17 protein-coding genes and 5 tRNA genes are annotated in these 18623 nt (G+C 59.8%); 18 read left to right on the top strand and 4 right to left on the bottom strand.

The features are described 5' to 3' along the window. Positions 1-217 precede the first annotated feature (217 nt). From PQU96_RS09985 to PQU96_RS09995, 3 genes are all read left to right on the top strand, one after another. On the top strand, positions 218-643 hold the full coding sequence (locus PQU96_RS09985; RefSeq protein ID WP_272772204.1) for a pilin: 426 nt from the start codon (positions 218-220) through the stop codon (positions 641-643). Next, a complete protein-coding gene (locus PQU96_RS09990) occupies positions 583-2523 on the top strand; it encodes a PglL family O-oligosaccharyltransferase (protein WP_272772206.1) in 1941 nt (646 codons plus the stop codon). The genes PQU96_RS09985 and PQU96_RS09990 overlap by 61 nt, the downstream gene beginning before the upstream one ends. A 74-nt stretch (positions 2524-2597) precedes the next feature. Next, complete coding sequence (locus tag PQU96_RS09995; protein ID WP_272772207.1) at positions 2598-4334, top strand: PglL family O-oligosaccharyltransferase; 1737 nt, start codon at positions 2598-2600, stop codon at positions 4332-4334. Between the two features lie 69 nt (positions 4335-4403). Here the strand turns inward: PQU96_RS09995 and rpoH are convergent, their stop codons facing one another. The 4 genes from rpoH to ftsY form a co-directional block, all read right to left on the bottom strand. Beyond that, positions 4404-5264: an RNA polymerase sigma factor RpoH gene (gene rpoH / locus PQU96_RS10000; RefSeq protein ID WP_272772208.1), complete on the bottom strand. Its 861-nt coding sequence runs from the start codon at positions 5262-5264 to the stop codon at positions 4404-4406. 118 nt (positions 5265-5382) lie between these two features. Continuing rightward, positions 5383-6291, bottom strand: coding sequence for a permease-like cell division protein FtsX (ftsX, locus tag PQU96_RS10005; RefSeq protein WP_272772209.1), 909 nt, complete (start codon positions 6289-6291; stop codon positions 5383-5385). Then, positions 6288-6941, bottom strand: a complete 654-nt coding sequence (gene ftsE / locus PQU96_RS10010) for a cell division ATP-binding protein FtsE (RefSeq protein ID WP_120812561.1) — start codon at positions 6939-6941, stop codon at positions 6288-6290. The genes ftsX and ftsE overlap by 4 nt, the downstream gene beginning before the upstream one ends. Positions 6942-7002: 61 nt before the next feature. Beyond that, the gene (gene ftsY, locus PQU96_RS10015) at positions 7003-8079 is read right to left on the bottom strand and encodes a signal recognition particle-docking protein FtsY (protein ID WP_272772210.1); all 1077 of its coding nucleotides are present in this window, start codon (positions 8077-8079) and stop codon (positions 7003-7005) included. 177 nt (positions 8080-8256) lie between these two features. On the opposite strand from ftsY, the gene rsmD reads away from it, so the two are divergent. The 15 genes from rsmD to rpoB all read left to right on the top strand — a co-directional run bounded on the left by rsmD (position 8257) and on the right by rpoB (position 18610). After that, positions 8257-8808, top strand: a complete 552-nt coding sequence (gene rsmD / locus PQU96_RS10020; protein WP_272772212.1) for a 16S rRNA (guanine(966)-N(2))-methyltransferase RsmD — start codon at positions 8257-8259, stop codon at positions 8806-8808. Positions 8809-8884: 76 nt separating this feature from the next. Beyond that, positions 8885-9136, top strand: coding sequence for a YfhL family 4Fe-4S dicluster ferredoxin (locus tag PQU96_RS10025; RefSeq protein WP_189375302.1), 252 nt, complete (start codon positions 8885-8887; stop codon positions 9134-9136). A gap of 138 nt (positions 9137-9274) precedes the next feature. Then, positions 9275-9359, top strand: a tRNA-Tyr gene (locus PQU96_RS10030). A gap of 53 nt (positions 9360-9412) precedes the next feature. Next, positions 9413-9486, top strand: a tRNA-Gly gene (locus tag PQU96_RS10035). Positions 9487-9512: 26 nt separating this feature from the next. Continuing rightward, a tRNA-Thr gene (locus PQU96_RS10040) sits at positions 9513-9587 on the top strand. Positions 9588-9618: 31 nt separating this feature from the next. Further along, a complete protein-coding gene (gene tuf, locus PQU96_RS10045; RefSeq protein ID WP_272772214.1) occupies positions 9619-10809 on the top strand; it encodes an elongation factor Tu in 1191 nt (396 codons plus the stop codon). A gap of 12 nt (positions 10810-10821) precedes the next feature. After that, positions 10822-10897, top strand: a tRNA-Trp gene (locus PQU96_RS10050). 67 nt (positions 10898-10964) lie between these two features. Further along, entirely contained in the window at positions 10965-11318 is a 354-nt protein-coding gene (gene secE / locus PQU96_RS10055; RefSeq protein WP_272772215.1) for a preprotein translocase subunit SecE, read from the top strand. A 2-nt stretch (positions 11319-11320) separates the two neighbouring features. Continuing rightward, a complete protein-coding gene (gene nusG / locus PQU96_RS10060) occupies positions 11321-11854 on the top strand; it encodes a transcription termination/antitermination protein NusG (protein ID WP_189375622.1) in 534 nt (177 codons plus the stop codon). A gap of 91 nt (positions 11855-11945) precedes the next feature. After that, complete coding sequence (gene rplK / locus PQU96_RS10065; protein ID WP_047968375.1) at positions 11946-12377, top strand: 50S ribosomal protein L11; 432 nt, start codon at positions 11946-11948, stop codon at positions 12375-12377. Position 12378: 1 nt separating this feature from the next. Then, on the top strand, positions 12379-13074 hold the full coding sequence (gene rplA / locus PQU96_RS10070; RefSeq protein WP_047968374.1) for a 50S ribosomal protein L1: 696 nt from the start codon (positions 12379-12381) through the stop codon (positions 13072-13074). Positions 13075-13220: 146 nt separating this feature from the next. Continuing rightward, positions 13221-13295, top strand: a tRNA-Thr gene (locus PQU96_RS10075). 83 nt (positions 13296-13378) lie between these two features. Then, on the top strand, positions 13379-13876 hold the full coding sequence (gene rplJ, locus PQU96_RS10080; protein ID WP_272766814.1) for a 50S ribosomal protein L10: 498 nt from the start codon (positions 13379-13381) through the stop codon (positions 13874-13876). Between the two features lie 36 nt (positions 13877-13912). Continuing rightward, positions 13913-14284 carry a 50S ribosomal protein L7/L12 gene (gene rplL / locus PQU96_RS10085; RefSeq protein ID WP_047968372.1) on the top strand — a complete coding sequence of 124 codons (372 nt, stop codon included), beginning with the start codon at positions 13913-13915 and terminating at the stop codon, positions 14282-14284. Positions 14285-14434: 150 nt separating this feature from the next. Then, a complete protein-coding gene (rpoB, locus tag PQU96_RS10090) occupies positions 14435-18610 on the top strand; it encodes a DNA-directed RNA polymerase subunit beta (protein WP_272772216.1) in 4176 nt (1391 codons plus the stop codon). The last annotated feature ends 13 nt before the right edge of the window (positions 18611-18623 follow it).

Genomic DNA, 18623 nt, shown 5'->3' on the forward strand with positions numbered 1-18623 from the left:
AAGTTTGCCAGCGCTGGCGCTATGCGGAGAGAATGCGCGGCAGGCACGCGCTGGCGCTGTTCTTGCTGGGTGTTGTCGGCAATCAAGACGCGCCACGGCACGGTCGGTTATTCTCGCGGCAACTGCCATCAAGGCGTGCAGCGGCAGCAGACCGCAAGCGGATTGTTACCCGACACTGGTCGTTTGCCGTTTTTATTTTCAAACAGGAGCGCTACACATGAAACGTGCACAACAAGGTTTTACCCTGATCGAACTGATGATCGTGGTCGCGATCATCGGCATTCTGGCCGCGATCGCGATCCCGGCGTACTCCAACTACACCAAGCGCGCGCAGGTTTCGGAAGCGTTCTCGCTGGCGGATGGTATCAAGGTGAAGGTAGCGGAAACGCAGGGTGAAACCGGTACTTGTACTGCACTGGCTGCTTCCGGTACTTATGCAAACATTGCAGTCACTGGTTCCGGCGCCACGGTTGAGGCAGGTTGTACTATCACGGCAACATTTGGTTCTAAGGCTCATGCCGAATTGCAAGGTCGCTCTGTAACGCTGGTGCCAGCATTTGGTTCCAACTCCACAACATGGACATGCACAGTGCCGGCTGCGAGTGCCGTCTCCACAGACTACCTGCCGAAGAATTGCTCGTAACTGTATGGCTTACAGTTAGTTGGATGTCTCACCCAGCCCTTGCCCAGCAAGGGCTTTTTATTTTTGCAAGCGGAACGAGAAGAATCATCGCCATGGAACGTTTGGCACTGAACATGCTGTTTTTGCTGGTGACCATGCCTTTTCTCAACTGGGTGCGTTTTCAGCCATCCGGAGATTACGTCAGCAGTGCCGTTGCGGTATTGCTGGCGGTGGCAGTCTTGCTGCTGTCGCCGGCAAGACGGCGCGATGTAGAAGCTGGTGGCCCGGTATTGCTGCTGACCTTGCTGCCACTGCTCACTTTGGTCACCGCCCTGACGTCTCCGTATCCGGGGCAGGGACTGGCGGCCAGTATGGCCATACTGCTGTCTCTGGTTCTGGCCCATGTCATCTCTGGCTATCAGCGCACCGAGGTACTGACGACGCTGGCCTGGGGACTGTTGTTGGGCGGGGTGGTGCAGGCGCTGGTCGGCGTGCTGCAGGTGACGCAGTGGGTGTTGACCGTGCAGTGGTGGTGGGTGTTCTACGACAAGACCAATCCGGCCAATCTGTTCGGCCAGATCGCGCAGCGTAACCAGTACGCCAATTATCTGACGCTGTCGCTATTTGCTGGCTGCTACCTGTTTGCCGTCGGCAAGTTACGTGGCTGGCTGCTGTTGCCGTTGGTACTGGTGTTCGGCTTGCTCATCAGCTGGTCCGGTTCGCGGCTGGCGATCGGCTATGCCGGCGCCGCCATGGTGCTGGCGTGGCTGTTTTACCGGCGCAGTGGCCGGCAGGCCGAGACCGGGCGTCTGGCTATGGCTTTGGCGCTGGCGACGTGCTGGCTGGTGTGCTGTCAGTTGTTCAACAAGGAGCTGGTCGCGCTGCTGTCCTGGCTGGGCCTGCCGCTGGGTGATATCGGTTCCGGTGTCGACCGTATGCTGGCCGGCGGTTTCGGTGCCCGACGCTGGGTGGAGTGGCAGAAGGCGTGGCAGGTGTTCCTGGATCACCCGTTATTCGGTGTCGGGCTGGGCGGCTATGCGGCAGAGAGCGTGCGCCTGGAAGTGGCGATGGGTTTTGCCGGACAGTGGTCGGAGAGCTGGCTGTTTGCACATTGTCATAACCTGATCCTGCAGTTGCTGGCGGAAACGGGGTTGCTTGGCACTGCGGTGGTGGTGGCCGGCTTGGGCTGGGCATTCCTGCCGTTTTTCCGCAAGCAGCAGGCCGATGTGCACTCGCTGCTGGTGGTGTTGCTGGCGATGGTGCTGCTGCTGCACAGCATGGTCGAATATCCGCTGTGGTACATGACTTTTCTCAGCCTGTTTGCCGTTCTTTTGGGGCTGTCGCCGGCGCGTCGTTTCGTGCTGGATATCCGCCTGTCGATGCGGCGCGTGCTGACGTGGGGCTTTTGTGCACTGCTGCTGTGGCAGTCACTGGCGGGGCTACAGAGTTATCACAAACTGGCGCGCTGGTATATGCCGGGTCCAAATCCACAGGAGAATGTGAAGCATGTCGAGGAAATCTGGCATATCGCGCGTAATCCGCTGTGGACTTATGAGGCCGACATGGTGTTGGCCAACTACCTGATCGTGGACAAACGCCAGCTGCAGGAGAAGCGGGCACTGTTCGAGCGCCTGACCGAATATCGGCCGCATGCCAGCATGCTGATCAATGTCGCGATCCTGCGGGCGCTGGATGGTGATCGTGTTGATGCGGAACAGGCGCTACGCTTTGCCATCGCCGCTTATCCGGCTTATACGCCGGCTTTTACCGCCGAGTTGATGTCGCGCCACGATCCGGAGCTGCGGCCGCTGCAGACGATCGCCAATGCGGCATTGCAAGCCAGTCGTAACGGTGGTGCGGAAGCCGCCGCTGCCAGCGTGCTGGCTACGCCACGGGACTGAGCATTGGGCTCCCGATCTGACAGCCAAAGCGGCGGTGCGGTATGCTTCCGCCTTTGCCGAAACGCGGATTGATGATGTTTGCTTCTCTTGCGCGGCCAAGGTTGGCCGCATTGCTGCTGGCGGCAGTAACCGTCCTGCCCTTCCTGTCGCCGTTCCACTACCTGCCGCTACCGCAGTGGTGGGGCGAGATCACGGCCGTGGTGCTCGGCGCGCTGGCCTGCCTGTGCCTGCCGCAGGGCAGTCTGCGGCTGCCGCGTGTGGTGCCGTGGCTGGTGCTGCTGGCGCTGCTGTGGCTGAGCCAGCCATGGTTTGTCGAACTGCTGTTTCCCGGCCTCAATGCGGCGACGGGGCTGGCCTTTCTCGCCCTGGCGCTGCTGGCGCTGGCCGTCGCGCGCTGGCAGGCGCTGAGCGACGCCGAAACGGTGATGACGGTGCTGGCCAAAGGGCTGCTGGTCGGTGCGCTGCTGCAGTCGCTGATCGGGCTGGCGCAGCTCACCGGCCTGGCGCCGCTGCTGGGTGGCGTGCTGTTCTACGATGGCGCGCATCCGACTTCCAATATTTTCGGTCACATCGGGCAGCGCAACCAGTATGCGCACTACCTGAGCTGGGGGCTGGTGGCGGTCAGCTGGCTGGCCGTTGCGCGTGTACTGTCGCGTGGCGTGGCCATCGTCGTGCTTTTGTGGCTGGCGCTGTCGATCGCCTTTGCCGGCTCCCGCACCGTGTTGCTGTACGCGGCCGCCTTGCTGCTGCTGGCACCGGCCTGGTACTGGCACGTGCGCGACGAGGCCAGCAAGCGCCTGATGCAGTGGCTGATGCTGGCGGCGGGCTTGCTGCTGCTGATGCAGTTCGCGTTGCCGCTGGGCGAGTGGCTGCTGCGGCCGCTACTGCATGGTGAGCTGGTGGCCAGTGGTGTCGAGCGGCTGGCGGCCAACTCCGACGGCATGGGCGCCCGCCGGCTGGCGGAGTGGGGCAAGGCGTGGCTGGTGTTCCGCGAGGCGCCCTGGTTCGGTGCCGGCTGGTCGCAGTACGCGTACCACAGCGTGCAGCTGCAACTGCTGCCGCAGTTTGCCGATAGCGGTGTCAACAGCGGCCTGTTCAGCAATGCGCATAATCTGGTGTTCCAGCTGCTGGCCGAGGTCGGCCTGATCGGCACCCTGGCGGTACTGCTGGGGCTGGTGTGGTTGCTGCTGCCATGGTGCGGCCGGCAGGCGCGGGCGGTGCATCTGCTGCCGCTGGCCATGCTGGCCATCTCGCTGTTGCACAGCATGCTGGAGTACCCGCTGTGGTACCTGTATTTCCCTGCGGTACTGGTGATGCTGCTGGCGCTGGCGCCGGTGGCGGAGGGCGGCAAGCGTCGCCCGTTCCGGCCGGTACAGTTCGGCGCGCTGCTGATGCTGTTGCTGGCGGGGTATGGCAGCTATCGCTACGTCGAGATGCAGGGCCTGTACAGCCCGCGCACCGCGCAGCAACAGCAGAGGCTGCAGCAGATCATGCGCAATGAGCCGCTGTTTGCCTTCCACGCGCTGGGTCTGCTGGATGATGTGGTGACGCCGGGCCGTGATACACCGCCAGTGCAGCGGCAGTGGGTCGCACAGCTGGCGAAGATGCGGCCGTATCCGGATGTATTGCGCAAGGAAGCGCAGTTCCTGGCGCTGGAAGGGCGCCCGCAGGAGGCCGCCTACACCATGCGGCTGGCGCTGGGCTCGTTCCCGACCTACGCGCCGTTCTTCCTGCGCGCGCTGTCGCCGGAAGAGCCGGCATGGCAGCCGCTGCGGCAGCAGGTGGAGGCGGCGATGGCAAGCCGTGAATGATTGATGCGGCAATGAAAAATCCCTGCGCTTGGCAGGGATTTTTTGTGTCTGGAGGCCGGCGCAGATGGTTCAGCCGTCGATGACCACGCCGCTGTGCAGCGCCGCCTTCATCTTGCTCAGCGCCTTGGCTTCGATCTGGCGGATGCGCTCGGCGGAGACGCCGAACTCGGCAGCCAGGTCATGCAGCGTGGCGCCGCTGTCGTCGGCCAGCCAGCGCGCTTCGATGATGCGGCGGCTGCGCGGGTCGAGTGTCGACAACGCTTCCAGCAGGCCTTCGCTCTGCAGGCGATCCACCGCGCGGCGCTCCAGCGTCACGGTCGGCTCGTTGTGGGCATCGGCCAGCCAGTCGATCGGGGCGTAGGCGTCGTCGTCGTTGTCGTCGGCCAGCAGCGACACGTCCTGGCCGCTCATGCGCGTTTCCATTTCGCGTACTTCTTCCGGCTTGACACCGAGATCCTCGGCGATGGCGCGGGCTTCGCTGTCGCTGAGCGCGGCAAAGCCCTTCTTCATGCTGCGCAGGTTGAAAAACAGCTTGCGCTGCGGTTTGGTGGTGGCGATGCGCACCAGGCGCCAGTTGCGCAGGATGAATTCATGCATCTCGGCCTTGATCCAGTGCACCGCGAACGAGAACAGGCGCACGCCGCGGTTCGGCTCGAAGCGCTTGACCGCCTTCATCAGGCCGATATTGCCTTCCTGGATCAGGTCGGCCTGTGGCAGGCCGTAACCGGCATAACCGCGGGCGATGGATACCACCACGCGCAGGTGAGACATCACCAGGCGTTTTGCCGCTTCCAGGTCTTCGTGTTGCTGATGACGCGTGGCAAGCTCGATCTCCTCTTCCTGGGTCAGCATCGGGATGCTGTTAACGGTCTGGATGTATTGTTCCAGGCTACCGTTGGAAGAAAGCACGGGCAGGGCAAAAGTGGACATGTATTCGCAATCCTCCTAGATGGACCGACTTATCTTAGCACTCGGATTATGAGAGTGCCAGACGACAGGAGTTCCTGCCAATGGCAAATTTCAATCAGACCGATTGTCTCGCCCGATGTCAGGCTGGCTGGCTTTTGCGCAGATGATGGTCTGCGGCCAACCTTGCGCCGAGCATGCTCAGCAGCATGGCGCCCAGCAGCATGGCCAGCACCTCCAGCGGCTGCAGGCTGCGCAACTGGGCGTCGATGCCGTACAGGCTGGCGAACTCGGCCAGCGCCGGATTGGCCTGGTAGGCCAGCCAGCTGCTCAGACCCCAGCACAGCAGCGCCGACAGCCCGCCCTGCCACGCCGCGTGATAGAGGAAGGGGCGGCGAATGAAGCTGTCGGTGGCGCCGATCAGTTTCGAGACCGCGATTTCTTCCTGGCGCGCCAGGATCTGCATGCGGATGGTGTTGTGGTTGATCAGCACCATCGCCAACGCAAACACCACCGCCAGAAGCCAGGCGAGCTGGCCGGCGAGGGTGATCATCGCGTGCAGCTTGCGCGCCCAGGCGGCATCGAACTGCGCCAGTTCCACCATCGGCAGGCCGGACAGCTCCTTCTGCAGCAGGTCGAGCATCGCCGGCTCCAGCGCTTGCGGGGTGACGATGAAGGCGTGCGGCAGCGGATTGCTGCCGAGGCCCTCGCTGATCGCATTCAGGCCGCTGCGCTGCTCCAGCTCTTTCAGCGCGGCGTCCTTGTGCACGAAGCGGAAGGAGGCGACCCGCGGATGGTGCTTGAGGCTGCTCTCTACCGCGGCCAGATCGGCCTGTTCGCTGGACAGTTCCATGAACAGCGTGATCTGCGGCGTGGTGTTCAGTCTGGCGGTCCACTGCTGCAAGCTGCTGACGCCGAGGTACAGCGACACCGGCAGCGCTAGCGCGATGGCCAGCATCAGCAGGTTGAGCAAGTTGCCGAACGGCTGGCGCAGGATCTTCAGCAGCGCGCTGCGGGCGCTCTGCGCGTGCAGGTAGAGGTAGTGTTTCATGCGGCGAATTGTCCTTCACGAAGCCGGATGATACGGCGGCCGTAGTCTTCCATCAGCGTTTCGTCGTGGGCCGAGATCAGCACCGTGACGCCAACCTGGTGGAAGGACTTGAACAGCTCCATGATGTCCAGCGCGTAGGCACGGTCGAGGTTGGCCGACGGCTCATCCGCCAGCAGGATGCTGGGGCGGTGCACCACGGCACGGGCAATGCACAGCCGTTGCTGTTCGCCGCCGGACAGGCGGATCGGCATCACCTTTTCCTTGCCGGCGAGGCCAACCTTGTCCAGGGCCGCCCGCACGCGGCGTTGCGCATCGCGGCGGTCGAAACCGATGATGTCCAGCGGCAGCATCACGTTGTCGAATACCGTGCGGTCGAACAGGATCTTGTGATCCTGGAACACCACGCCGATGTGCTGACGGACGTAGGGCAGCTGGCTGGCGCGCAGCTTGCTCAGGTTCTGGTTGTTGACCAGTACGTTGCCGCTGGTGGCGCGCTCGATACCGGAAACCAGTTTCAGCAGCGTGCTTTTCCCGGCGCCGGAGTGACCGGCAAGGAACACCATCTCGCCGCTTTCCACGGTGAAGGACAGGTTGCGCAAGGCCTCGTGTCCGCCGGGGTAGCGCTTGGTGACTTGGTCAAATCGGATCATCGGCAATCATTCCGCACTAAAGGTTGGCCGCAAGTACTGTGACCGCAAGTGGATCAGTTGCTCAGTCGAACAGCGCGTCGACAAAGTCGCGGGTCGAGAACGGACGCAGGTCGTCGATACCTTCGCCAACGCCGATGAAGCGCAGCGGCACCGGATGCTGTTTGGCGATGCCGGCGATGACGCCACCCTTGGCCGTGCCGTCCAGCTTGGTGAGGATCAGGCCGGTGAGGCCCAGCGCCTGATCGAAGGCGAGCACCTGGTTGATCGCGTTCTGGCCGATGTTGGCGTCCAGTACCAGCACCACCTCGTGCGGGGCGTCCGGAATCGCCTTCTGGATCACGCGCTTCACCTTCTTGATTTCTTCCATCAAGTGCAGCTGCGTCGGCAGGCGGCCGGCAGTATCGGCAATCACGATGTCGATGCCGCGAGCCATGGCGGCCTGCAGCGCGTCGTAGCAGACGGCGGCGGCATCGCCGCTTTGCTGCGCGATCACGGTGACGTTGTTGCGCTCGCCCCAGGCGATCAGCTGTTCGCGCGCGGCGGCACGGAAGGTGTCGCCGGCGGCGAGCAGCACCGACTTGCCCTGGCTCTGGAAGTACTTGGCCAGCTTGCCGATCGAGGTGGTCTTGCCGGCGCCGTTGACGCCGGCGAGCATGATCACGTAAGGCTTCTTGCCATGGGTCTGCAGCGGCTGCTCCAGCGGCTGGATCAGTTCGACCAGCGCTTCCTTCAGCGCGCCCTTCAGTTCGCTGGCGTCTTTCAGGCCTTTCAGCGATACCCGCTCACGCACGTCGCGCAGCAGGTGGCTGGTGGCGTCCATGCCCATGTCCGAGGTCAGCAGTACCGACTCCAGCTCTTCGTACAGGTCTTCGTCGATCTTGCCGCCGCCGAACAGGCCGGCCAGCTGCTTGCCCAGCTTGTCGCGGGTTTTGGCGAGGCCGGATTTCAGGCGCTCGGCCCAGCTCGGCTTTGCCGGTGCGGCATTGCTGCTTGCCGGCGTGGAGATGGCCGGGGCTTCAGGGGCCGGGCTGGTGCTTGTCGCCGGCACGACAGGGGTGTCGGCTACCGGCGCGACGGGGGCGGTCGGCGGGGTCGGAGTAGTCTCGGGAGCGGGTTTTTTCTTGAAAAAGCTGAACATGCGAAATGGCTGAGTCGAAGTAAGTGATTAGCGCTGGATTGTACCGGCAAAAGCCGGAGCGGGGGCAAACCTGAGTATAAAGCGCGACATGGCGTTAACGGATTGATTCATGACAGAAGTTACAGGGCGGGAAATGGAGTAAAATCCTGCCCTTCTTTGAACAAGGCAGGACATGGCATGGCGCAGCAACGCAACAGGGTGCGGATCATCGCCGGCAAGTACCGCCGGCGCCTGCTGCCTTTCCCGGATGCCGAAGGCTTGCGGCCAACCCCAGACCGGGTGCGCGAAACCGTTTTCAACTGGCTGGCCGATCGCGTCGAGAGCGCCGACTGTCTTGATCTGTTCGCCGGCAGCGGGGCGATGGGCTTCGAGGCGGCATCGCGCGGTGCGCGCAAGGTGGTGCTGGTCGAGAAAAGCCGCACGGCATTGCAATGCCTGCGCGACAGCAAGACTTTACTGGGGGCTGCGGAGGTGCAGCTGCATTCCGGTGCCGCAGAGGACTACCTGGCGCGTAGCGCGGAGCGCTTCGACCTGATCTTCCTCGATCCGCCATATGCGCTGAACCTGCTGCCGGCATTGCTGCCCAAGGTTGGCCGCATGCTGAAGGCGGGCGGATGCATATATATAGAATCAGATCGGCCGGAGCAGTTTGCCGGTTGGCAGGTGCTGAAAGAGGGCAAGGCGGGGGCGGTGCGCTTTGCGCTGCTGGTGGCCGGGTCCAGCGAATAAACATATAACGGCATGGGCTTGCGATGGTGTGCCGGCGGTGCCAGAATTCACTAGTGAAATACCTGAGGAAATTACTATGTCTTTGATCATTACCGACGAATGCATCAACTGCGATGTCTGTGAGCCGGAGTGCCCGAACAACGCCATTTCGCAAGGTGAAGAGATCTACGAGATCGACCCTAACCTGTGCACCCAGTGTGTCGGCCACTACGACGAGCCGCAGTGTCAGCAAGTCTGTCCGGTAGACTGCATCCCGCTGGATGCCTCCAATCCGGAGACTCACGACCAGCTGTATCAGAAGTACCTGGTGATCACCGGCAAGGCCTGATCGGGCTAAGTGCTTGATTTGCCGGACGGCCGCCACGTAGTGTGGCGGCCGTTTGTATTTTGGCCGCAGAAAAACCAAAAAAATGCGGAAAAGCTGTTGACGGTCGCCAGATCTGTCTATAATATTCGGGCTTCTTCAGGGGGGATTCCCGAGCGGTCAAAGGGATCAGACTGTAAATCTGACGGCTCAGCCTTCGAAGGTTCGAATCCTTCTCCCCCCACCAAAGTTACCAGCATCTTGGCGGCGAAAGCAGTTAGAGTTGGCCGGGATCGTAAGGCGGGTGTAGCTCAATGGTAGAGCAGAAGCCTTCCAAGCTTACGACGAGGGTTCGATTCCCTTCACCCGCTCCAAGTGCAGCAAGTTGTAAAGTTTTTTGGCTCATGTAGCTCAGGGGTAGAGCACTCCCTTGGTAAGGGAGAGGTCGGCGGTTCAATTCCGCCCATGAGCACCAAACTCATTTTATTGTATTCAGGGAATTTGCCATGGCTAAGGAAAAGTTTGCGCGGACCAAGCCGCACGTAAACGTTGGTACCATCGGTCACGTGGACCATGGTAAAACCACTCTGACTGCAGCGATCACCACCATTCTGTCGAAGAAGTTCGGTGGCGAAGCGAAAGATTACTCGCAGATCGACAGCGCGCCAGAAGAAAAAGCACGTGGTATCACCATTAACACTGCTCACGTAGAGTACGAGACCGAAACTCGTCACTACGCTCACGTTGACTGCCCAGGTCACGCTGACTACGTGAAGAACATGATTACTGGTGCTGCGCAGATGGACGGCGCGATCCTGGTTTGCTCCGCAGCTGACGGCCCAATGCCACAGACTCGCGAACACATCCTGCTGTCCCGTCAGGTTGGCGTGCCGTACATCATCGTCTTCCTGAACAAGGCTGACCTGGTTGACGACGCTGAGCTGCTGGAATTGGTTGAAATGGAAGTGCGTGACCTGCTGTCGTCCTACGACTTCCCGGGCGATGACACTCCGATCATCACCGGTTCCGCTCGTCTGGCGCTGGAAGGTGACCAGTCCGAATACGGTGAGCCAGCAATCTTCCGTCTGGCCGACGCGCTGGACAGCTACATCCCGACTCCGGAGCGTGCTGTTGACAAGCCGTTCCTGCTGCCAATCGAAGACGTATTCTCGATCTCCGGCCGTGGTACTGTTGTGACCGGTCGTGTAGAGCGCGGTATCGTTAAAGTTGGTGAAGAACTGGAAATCGTTGGCCTGAAGGCTACTGCCAAGACTACTTGCACCGGCGTGGAAATGTTCCGTAAGCTGCTGGACCAAGGTCAGGCTGGCGACAACGTGGGCGTGCTGCTGCGCGGTACCAAGCGTGAAGACGTTGAGCGTGGTCAGGTTCTGGTTAAGCCGGGCTCGATCAAGCCGCACACCACCTTCACCGGTTCCGTGTACGTTCTGTCCAAAGAAGAAGGCGGTCGTCACACTCCATTCTTCGCTAACTACCGTCCACAGTTCTACTTCCGTACGACTGACGTGACTGGCGCGGTTAGCCTGCCAGAAGGCGTGGAAATGGTTATGCCAGGCGATAACGTGGAAATCAAGGTTGAGCTGATTGCTCCGATCGCGATGGAAGAAGGTCTGCGTTTCGCCATCCGTGAAGGTGGTCGCACCGTTGGTGCTGGCGTGGTTGCAAAAATCATCGCCTGATAAATAGGTTTTAGGCCAGTAGCTCAATTGGTAGAGTATCGGTCTCCAAAACCGAGGGTTGGGGGTTCGAGACCCTCCTGGCCTGCCAATTAAGACTAACCGGCGCTTATGCGCCGGTTAGTCTTTTTGACGCATGTAAATGGTGGAAACGACAGATGGAAATGCAAGATAGGCTGAAGCTGGTTGCGGCAATTCTGGTGTTGGTGGCAGGGGTGGTTGGTTTCTACCTGTTGCCGGCAGACCAGGGTGTGCTGCGCGCGCTGCTTTTTGTCGTCTCGATTGCGATTGCGGCCGGCGTGGTGTGGTTGTCGACGCCGGGCAAGCAGTTTGTGCTTTACGCCCAAGAGTCGCTCGTCGAAGCTAAAAAGGTGGTGTGGCCGACAAGAAAAGAAGCGACCCAGATGACGTTGATGGTTTTTGTCTTCGTGCTGGTGCTCTCCTTGTTCATGTGGCTGGTTGACTCCTCCCTGTCGTGGCTGTTCTACGACGTATTGCTTAATAGAGGTTAATCATGGCAAAGCGTTGGTATGTGGTGCACGCGTACTCCGGTTTCGAGAAGAGTGTGCAAAAAGCGCTGCGTGAGCGCATCGAGCGCGACGGCTTGCAGGATTTGTTCGGCCAGGTGTTGGTGCCGGTTGAAGAAGTGGTTGATATCAAGAATGGTCGCCGCTCCATTACCGAGCGCAAGTTCTTCCCTGGTTATGTGCTGGTCGAGATGGAAATGACCGATGAGACATGGCACCTGGTGAAGAGTACGCCCAAGGTGACCGGTTTCGTGGGTGGTACCGCTAACCGCCCGGCGCCGATCTCGGTGAAAGAGGTCGAGTCCATCATGCAGCAGATGCAGGAAGGGGTGGAGAAACCCAAGCCTAAGGTGCTGTTCGAGGTGGGTGAGCGCGTTCGCGTCAACGAAGGTCCGTTCAATGATTTCAACGGCACCGTCGATGAAGTCAATTACGAGCGTAACAAGCTGCGCGTTTCGGTGCAGATTTTCGGTCGTGATACCCCGGTTGAACTTGAGTTCAGTCAGGTCGAAAAACTTTAAGTTGTTGTTTTTTTGTGGGGCAGGTATAATCTTGCTCCTTTCACTTGGGGAGCGGTTAGTCCGCGCTTAACCCATACACGGAGTCTACATCGTGGCAAAGAAAATCATCGGCTACATCAAGCTGCAAGTGCCAGCTGGTAAAGCCAACCCATCGCCTCCTATCGGTCCAGCGCTGGGTCAGCGCGGTCTGAACATCATGGAATTCTGCAAGGCGTTCAACGCCCAGACTCAAGGCGTCGAGCCAGGTCTGCCGATTCCGGTGGTGATCACTGCTTACGCAGACAAGTCCTTCACCTTCGTGATGAAGACGCCTCCTGCTACCATCCTGCTGAAAAAAGCAGCTGGTATCCAGAAGGGTAGCGCCAAGGCTCACGCTGACAAAGTCGGCAAAGTGACCCGTGCACAACTGGAAGACATCGCCAAAGCCAAGCAGCCGGATCTGACCGCTGCTGACCTTGACGCTGCCGTTCGTACGATTGCTGGTTCCGCCCGCTCCATGGGTCTGGAAGTGGAGGGTGTGTAACATGGCAAAACTGTCCAAGCGCGTTCAAGCCCTGAAAGCTCAGGTTGATCGTAACAAGCTGTACGCTGTTGAAGAAGCCATCGCTCTGGTTAAGGGTGCTGCTACTGCAAAATTCGATGAGTCCATCGACGTTGCCGTGAATCTGGGCGTGGATCCACGTAAATCCGACCAGGTTGTCCGTGGTTCGGTTGTGCTGCCACGTGGTACCGGCAAGTCGGTACGCGTTGCCGTGTTTGCACAAGGTGCAAACGCCGAAGCCGCCAAGGCTGCCGGTGCAGAAGTGGTTGGTTTCGAAGATCTGGCCGAGCAAGTCAAGGCCGGTAACCTGGACTTCGACGTTGTGATTGCTTCCCCGGATGCAATGCGCGTTGTTGGTCAACTGGGTCAGATTCTGGGTCCACGTGGCCTGATGCCTAACCCGAAGGTTGGTACCGTTACCCCTAACGTTGCCGAAGCCGTGAAGAACGCCAAGGCCGGTCAGGTTCAGTACCGTACCGACAAGGCTGGTATCATTCACGCCACTCTGGGCCGTGCTTCGTTCGAAGTTGAAGCCCTGCGCGAGAACTTTGTTGCTCTGGTTGACGCTCTGGTTAAAGCCAAGCCAGCTGCATCCAAAGGCGTATACCTGAAGAAAATCGCCGTATCCAGCACCATGGGTGTTGGTGTGCGCGTTGACACTGCAACTACTGGCGTTTAATTCGCTGGTTTAGCAGTTTCGCAAAGGCTTTGGGCTGGCAGGCTTTGCCTGCCAGATTGTCAAAGACCGTAGGTGTCGATTGACTTAATGCTCGCAAGAGTAGCCTACGCAGATGGTGAACCCTTAGAAGGCTTTCAACGTATTTGGCTCATGTAGCTCAGGGGTAGAGCACTCCCTTGGTAAGGGAGAGGTCGGCGGTTCAATTCCGCCCATGAGCACCATCCGTTTGTTATGTCTCCTGATTAGGTCGCCGCTGCAAAGCGAAGCAGAATATCCTGCTTCATTTCAGTCTAGGAGGTGGACCTTGAGTCTCAATATTGAAGATAAAAAGGCGGTTGTAGCTGCGGTATCTGCCCAACTGGCAGATGCACAGACTCTCGTTATCGCTGAATATCGGGGCATCGAGGTTAGTAGCATGACCAAACTCCGCGCCAAGGCGCGTGAGAACGGCGTGTACCTGCGTGTTCTGAAGAACACTCTGGTACGTCGCGCCGTTGCTGGTACATCGTTCGAAGCACTGGCTGACCAAATGGTTGGCCCGCTGGTTTACGCTGTATCTGCTGATCCGGTAGCTGCTGCCAAGGTGCTGCAACAATTTGCCAAAGACGACAGCAAAATCGTTGTCAAGGCAGGTTCCTACAACGGCAAAGTACTGAGTGCTGCCGAAGTAGCCGAACTGGCTTCTATCCCGAGCCGCGAAGAGCTGCTGTCCAAGCTGCTCTACGTTATGCAGGCTCCGGTATCTGGTTTCGCTCGCGCTCTGGCCGCTCTGGCCGAGCAGAAGCAAGCCGAAGCCGCTTAATTTATTCGATTCATACCGTATTCAGGAGTTTTACAAATGGCTATCACCAAAGAAGATATCCTCGACGCAGTTGCTGGTCTGACTGTTATGGAACTGAACGACCTGGTTAAGGCGTTCGAAGAGAAGTTCGGCGTTTCCGCCGCTGCTGTTGCTGTTGCTGGCCCTGCCGGCGCTGGCGCTGCTGCTGCTGAAGAGCAAACCGAATTCGACGTGATCCTGACTGCTGCTGGCGAAAGCAAAGTTAACGTGATCAAGGTTGTTCGTGCAATCACCGGTCTGGGCCTGAAAGAAGCCAAAGACCTGGTAGACGGCGCTCCTAAAGCTGTTAAAGAAGGCGTGTCCAAAGCTGAAGCTGACGACGTTGCCAAGCAGCTGATCGAAGCTGGTGCCAAGGCTGAAGTAAAATAATCTTCCCTAGGGAAGATTAGTGAGGCTGGTGGAGAAATCCGCCAGCCTTGTTGCGCTTGTAATGCTCTAACAAGTCGCTAAAGGTCAGCATTCAAGTTTTGTGGCTGCTGACGTTTGGTTTCTTGCGCCACCCCCCACAATGGAGACTCTATGAGTTATTCGTTTACTGAGAAAAAACGTATTCGTAAAAGCTTTGCGAAGCGTCAAACCGTTCTCGACGTCCCATTCCTGTTGGCAACGCAGATTGATTCGTACACTGAGTTCCTCCAGTTGGGTGTGCCGTACGATCAGCGTAAGGATGCGGGCCTGCAGGCTGCATTCAAGTCGATTTTCCCGATCGTAAGTCACAACGGCTTTGCCCGCCTCGACTTTGTACACTATGTCCTGGGTGAGCCACCGTTTGACGTTCAGGAATGTCAGCTGCGCGGCATTACCTTCGCATCGCCCCTGCGTGCACGAATCCGTTTGACCATTCTCGATCGCGAGTCTTCCAAGCCGGTGGTGAAGGAAGTGCGCGAGAACGAAGTCTACATGGGTGAAATCCCGCTGATGACCTCGAACGGTTCGTTCATCATCAACGGTACCGAGCGCGTCATCGTTTCCCAGCTGCACCGTTCGCCAGGCGTGTTCTTCGAGCACGATCGCGGCAAGACCCACTCTTCCGGCAAGCTGCTGTTCTCCGCCCGCGTGATTCCTTACCGCGGCTCCTGGCTGGACTTCGAGTTCGACGCCAAGGACCAGCTGTTCTTCCGTATCGACCGCCGTCGCAAGATGCCGGTGTCGATCCTGCTGAAGGCACTGGGTTATACCAGCGAGCGGATCCTGTCCGAGTTCTACAGCTGCGACACCTTCTACCTGACCAAGAACGGCGTTTTCCAGAAAGTGGTTGCCGACCGCCTGAAGGGCGAAGTGGCCAAGCTGGACATCGTTGGCGAAGACGGCAAGCTGATCGTCGCCAAGGACAAGCGTATTACTGCCAAGCACATCCGTGACATCGCTGCGGCCAACCTTGACCGTATCGAAGTGCCGTTCGACGTGCTGGTGGGCAAGATCCTGGCCCGCAACGTAATCGCCCCTGAAACCGGCGAAGTGATCGCGCGCGCCAATGAGGAAATCACCGACGACCTGCTGGCCAAGATGGACATCCATGACGTCGCCGAAGTCGACGTGCTGTTCATCAACGACCTGGACCACGGCGGCTACATCGCGCACACCCTGCGCGGCGACGACATCGCCGACCAGCTGCAGGCACGCGTAGCCATCTACCGCATGATGCGCCCAGGCGAGCCGCCAACAGAAGACGCTGTCGAGCAACTGTTCCAGCGCCTGTTCTTCAACGAGGACAGCTACGACCTGTCCCGTGTTGGCCGCATGAAGTTCAACACCCGCACTTACCAGTACAAGCTGGACGACAAGTCGCCGGAGTGGTTCAAGACCATGCTGTCCGAAACCTTCGCGCATCGCCGCGACGTGATGGACGGCGTGCTGTCGACTGAAGACATCGTGTCCGTGATCGCCATCCTGGTCGAGCTGCGCAACGGCCGTGGCGAAGTGGACGATATCGATCACCTGGGTAACCGTCGTGTCCGTTCCGTCGGCGAACTGGCCGAGAACCAGTTCCGTGCCGGTCTGGTGCGCGTCGAGCGCGCGGTGAAGGAACGCCTGAACCAGGCCGAATCCGACAACCTGATGCCGCACGACCTGATCAATGCCAAGCCGGTATCGGCCGCGATCAAGGAATTCTTCGGCTCCAGCCAGCTGTCGCAGTTCATGGACCAGACCAACCCGCTGTCCGAAGTGACCCACAAGCGCCGCGTATCGGCCCTGGGCCCGGGCGGTCTGACCCGCGAACGCGCCGGCTTCGAAGTGCGTGACGTACACCCGACCCACTACGGCCGCGTGTGCCCGATCGAAACGCCGGAAGGTCCGAACATCGGTCTGATCAACTCGCTGTCGGTGTATGCCCGCACCAACGAGTACGGCTTCCTCGAGACGCCGTACCGCAAGGTGATCGACGGCAAGGTGACCAACGAGATCGACTACCTGTCCGCGATCGAAGAAGGCCGCTACATCATCGCCCAGGCCAACGCCGAGCTGGCGGAAGATGGCAGCCTGATCGACGAGCTGGTGACCTGCCGTGAAAAAGGCGAAACCATCCTGTCGACGCCGGACCGCGTGCAGTACATGGATGTGGCGACCGGTCAGGTGGTGTCGGTGGCGGCCTCGCTGATTCCGTTCCTGGAACACGATGACGCGAACCGTGCCTTGATGGGTGCCAACATGCAACGTCAGGCGGTACCTTGCCTGCGTCCGGAGAAATCCTTCGTCGGTACCGGTATCGAGCGCGCCGTGGCGACCGACTCCGGCACCACCGTAGTGGCTCGCCGTGGCGGTGTGGTGGATTACGTCGACGCAACCCGTGTCGTGGTGCGCGTCAACGACGAAGAAGCGCTGGCCGGTGAAGTCGGTGTCGATATCTACAACCTGACCAAGTTCACCCGTTCCAACCAGAACACCAACATCAACCAGCGCCCGGTAGTCAGCGTTGGTGACCATATCGCCCGCGGTGACGTGGTGGCGGATGGTGCCTCGACCGATATGGGCGAGCTGGCGCTGGGTCAGAACATGACCATCGCCTTCATGCCGTGGAACGGCTACAACTTCGAGGACTCGATCCTGATCTCGGAGAAGGTGGTAGCCGACGATCGCTACACCTCGATCCACATCGAAGAATTGTCGGTCGTTGCCCGTGACACCAAGCTGGGGCCGGAAGAAATCTCCCGCGATATCCCGAACCTGTCCGAGCGCATGTCCAACCGTCTGGATGACTCCGGCATCGTCTACATCGGCGCCGAAGTGACCGCCGGTGACGTGCTGGTCGGCAAGGTGACGCCGAAGGGCGAAACCCAGCTGACGCCGGAAGAGAAGCTGCTGCGCGCGATCTTCGGTGAAAAAGCGTCCGACGTGAAAGACACCTCGCTGCGCGTACCGACCGGCATGGTCGGCACCGTGATCGACGTGCAGGTGTTCACCCGCGAGGGTATCGAGCGCGACAAGCGTGCCCAGTCCATCATCGATGCCGAACTGAAGCGCTATCGTCTGGACCTGAACGACCAGCTGCGTATTTTCGAAAACGATGCCTTCAGCCGTATCGAACGCCTGATTCTGGGCAAGGTTGCCAACGGCGGTCCTAAGCGTCTGGCCAAGGGCACCGAGATCGACGTCGCCTACCTGGACGGCCTGCCGTCCAAGCACGAATGGTTCGACATCCGCATGGCCGATGAAGACATCGCCAAGCAGCTGGAACTGATCAAGGAAAGTCTGGCGCAGAAGCGTGAAGAATTCGACCTCAAGTTCGAAGACAAGAAGCGCAAGCTGACCCAGGGCGACGAACTGCCGCCTGGCGTGCAGAAGATGGTCAAGGTCTACATCGCCGTGAAGCGCCGTCTGCAGGCCGGTGACAAGATGGCCGGTCGTCACGGTAACAAGGGTGTGGTATCGCGCATCCTGCCGGTGGAAGACATGCCGTACATGGCCGACGGTCGTCCGGTCGACATCGTGCTGAACCCGCTGGGCGTTCCGTCGCGTATGAACATCGGTCAGATTCTGGAAGTGCATCTGGGCTGGGCGGCGAAGGGTATCGGCGAGCGTATCGACCGCATGCTGAAGCAGCAGCAGGGCATCGGCGAGCTGCGTGCCTACCTGGAGCGCATCTACAACGATACCGGCAAGCAGGAATCGTTGGCGGAGATGTCGGATGACGAGATCCTGACCTTGGCGCAAAACCTGCGCAAGGGCATGCCGTTCGCGACGCCGGTATTCGACGGTGCGAAAGAATCCGAAATCATGCACATGCTGCAACTGGCATACCCGGATGAAGACGAGCACACCGCGCAACTGGGCTTCAATGGCAGCAAGACGCAGATGACGCTGTACGATGGCCGCTCCGGCGAAGCCTTCGACCGCCGCGTCACCGTCGGCGTGATGCACTACCTGAAGCTGCATCACTTGGTTGACGACAAGATGCACGCCCGTTCCACCGGTCCGTACTCGCTGGTTACCCAGCAGCCGCTGGGTGGTAAGGCGCAGTTCGGTGGCCAGCGTTTCGGTGAGATGGAAGTGTGGGCACTGGAAGCCTACGGCGCCGCCTACACGCTGCAGGAAATGCTGACCGTGAAGTCGGACGATGTCACCGGCCGTACCAAGATTTACGAAAACATCGTCAAGGGCGAACACAAGATCGACGCCGGCATGCCGGAATCCTTTAACGTACTCGTTAAAGAAATCCGCTCGCTGGGCCTGGATATCGACCTGGAACGTTATTAATTAGGCAAGGTTG

The organism is Vogesella margarita (assembly GCF_028548475.1).
GTDB lineage: Bacteria > Pseudomonadota > Gammaproteobacteria > Burkholderiales > Chromobacteriaceae > Vogesella > Vogesella margarita.

What these genes read in the sequence shown, in the direction of transcription:
- PQU96_RS09985 (WP_272772204.1), top strand. Translation starts at nt 218, where the DNA reads ATGAAACGTGCACAACAAGGTTTTACCCTGATCGAACTGATGATCGTG.
- PQU96_RS09990 (WP_272772206.1), top strand. Translation starts at nt 583, where the DNA reads ATGCACAGTGCCGGCTGCGAGTGCCGTCTCCACAGACTACCTGCCGAA.
- PQU96_RS09995 (WP_272772207.1), top strand. Translation starts at nt 2,598, where the DNA reads ATGTTTGCTTCTCTTGCGCGGCCAAGGTTGGCCGCATTGCTGCTGGCG.
- rpoH (WP_272772208.1), bottom strand. Translation starts at nt 5,264, where the DNA reads ATGTCCACTTTTGCCCTGCCCGTGCTTTCTTCCAACGGTAGCCTGGAA.
- ftsX (WP_272772209.1), bottom strand. Translation starts at nt 6,291, where the DNA reads ATGAAACACTACCTCTACCTGCACGCGCAGAGCGCCCGCAGCGCGCTG.
- ftsE (WP_120812561.1), bottom strand. Translation starts at nt 6,941, where the DNA reads ATGATCCGATTTGACCAAGTCACCAAGCGCTACCCCGGCGGACACGAG.
- ftsY (WP_272772210.1), bottom strand. Translation starts at nt 8,079, where the DNA reads ATGTTCAGCTTTTTCAAGAAAAAACCCGCTCCCGAGACTACTCCGACC.
- rsmD (WP_272772212.1), top strand. Translation starts at nt 8,257, where the DNA reads ATGGCGCAGCAACGCAACAGGGTGCGGATCATCGCCGGCAAGTACCGC.
- PQU96_RS10025 (WP_189375302.1), top strand. Translation starts at nt 8,885, where the DNA reads ATGTCTTTGATCATTACCGACGAATGCATCAACTGCGATGTCTGTGAG.
- tuf (WP_272772214.1), top strand. Translation starts at nt 9,619, where the DNA reads ATGGCTAAGGAAAAGTTTGCGCGGACCAAGCCGCACGTAAACGTTGGT.
- secE (WP_272772215.1), top strand. Translation starts at nt 10,965, where the DNA reads ATGGAAATGCAAGATAGGCTGAAGCTGGTTGCGGCAATTCTGGTGTTG.
- nusG (WP_189375622.1), top strand. Translation starts at nt 11,321, where the DNA reads ATGGCAAAGCGTTGGTATGTGGTGCACGCGTACTCCGGTTTCGAGAAG.
- rplA (WP_047968374.1), top strand. Translation starts at nt 12,379, where the DNA reads ATGGCAAAACTGTCCAAGCGCGTTCAAGCCCTGAAAGCTCAGGTTGAT.
- rplL (WP_047968372.1), top strand. Translation starts at nt 13,913, where the DNA reads ATGGCTATCACCAAAGAAGATATCCTCGACGCAGTTGCTGGTCTGACT.
- rpoB (WP_272772216.1), top strand. Translation starts at nt 14,435, where the DNA reads ATGAGTTATTCGTTTACTGAGAAAAAACGTATTCGTAAAAGCTTTGCG.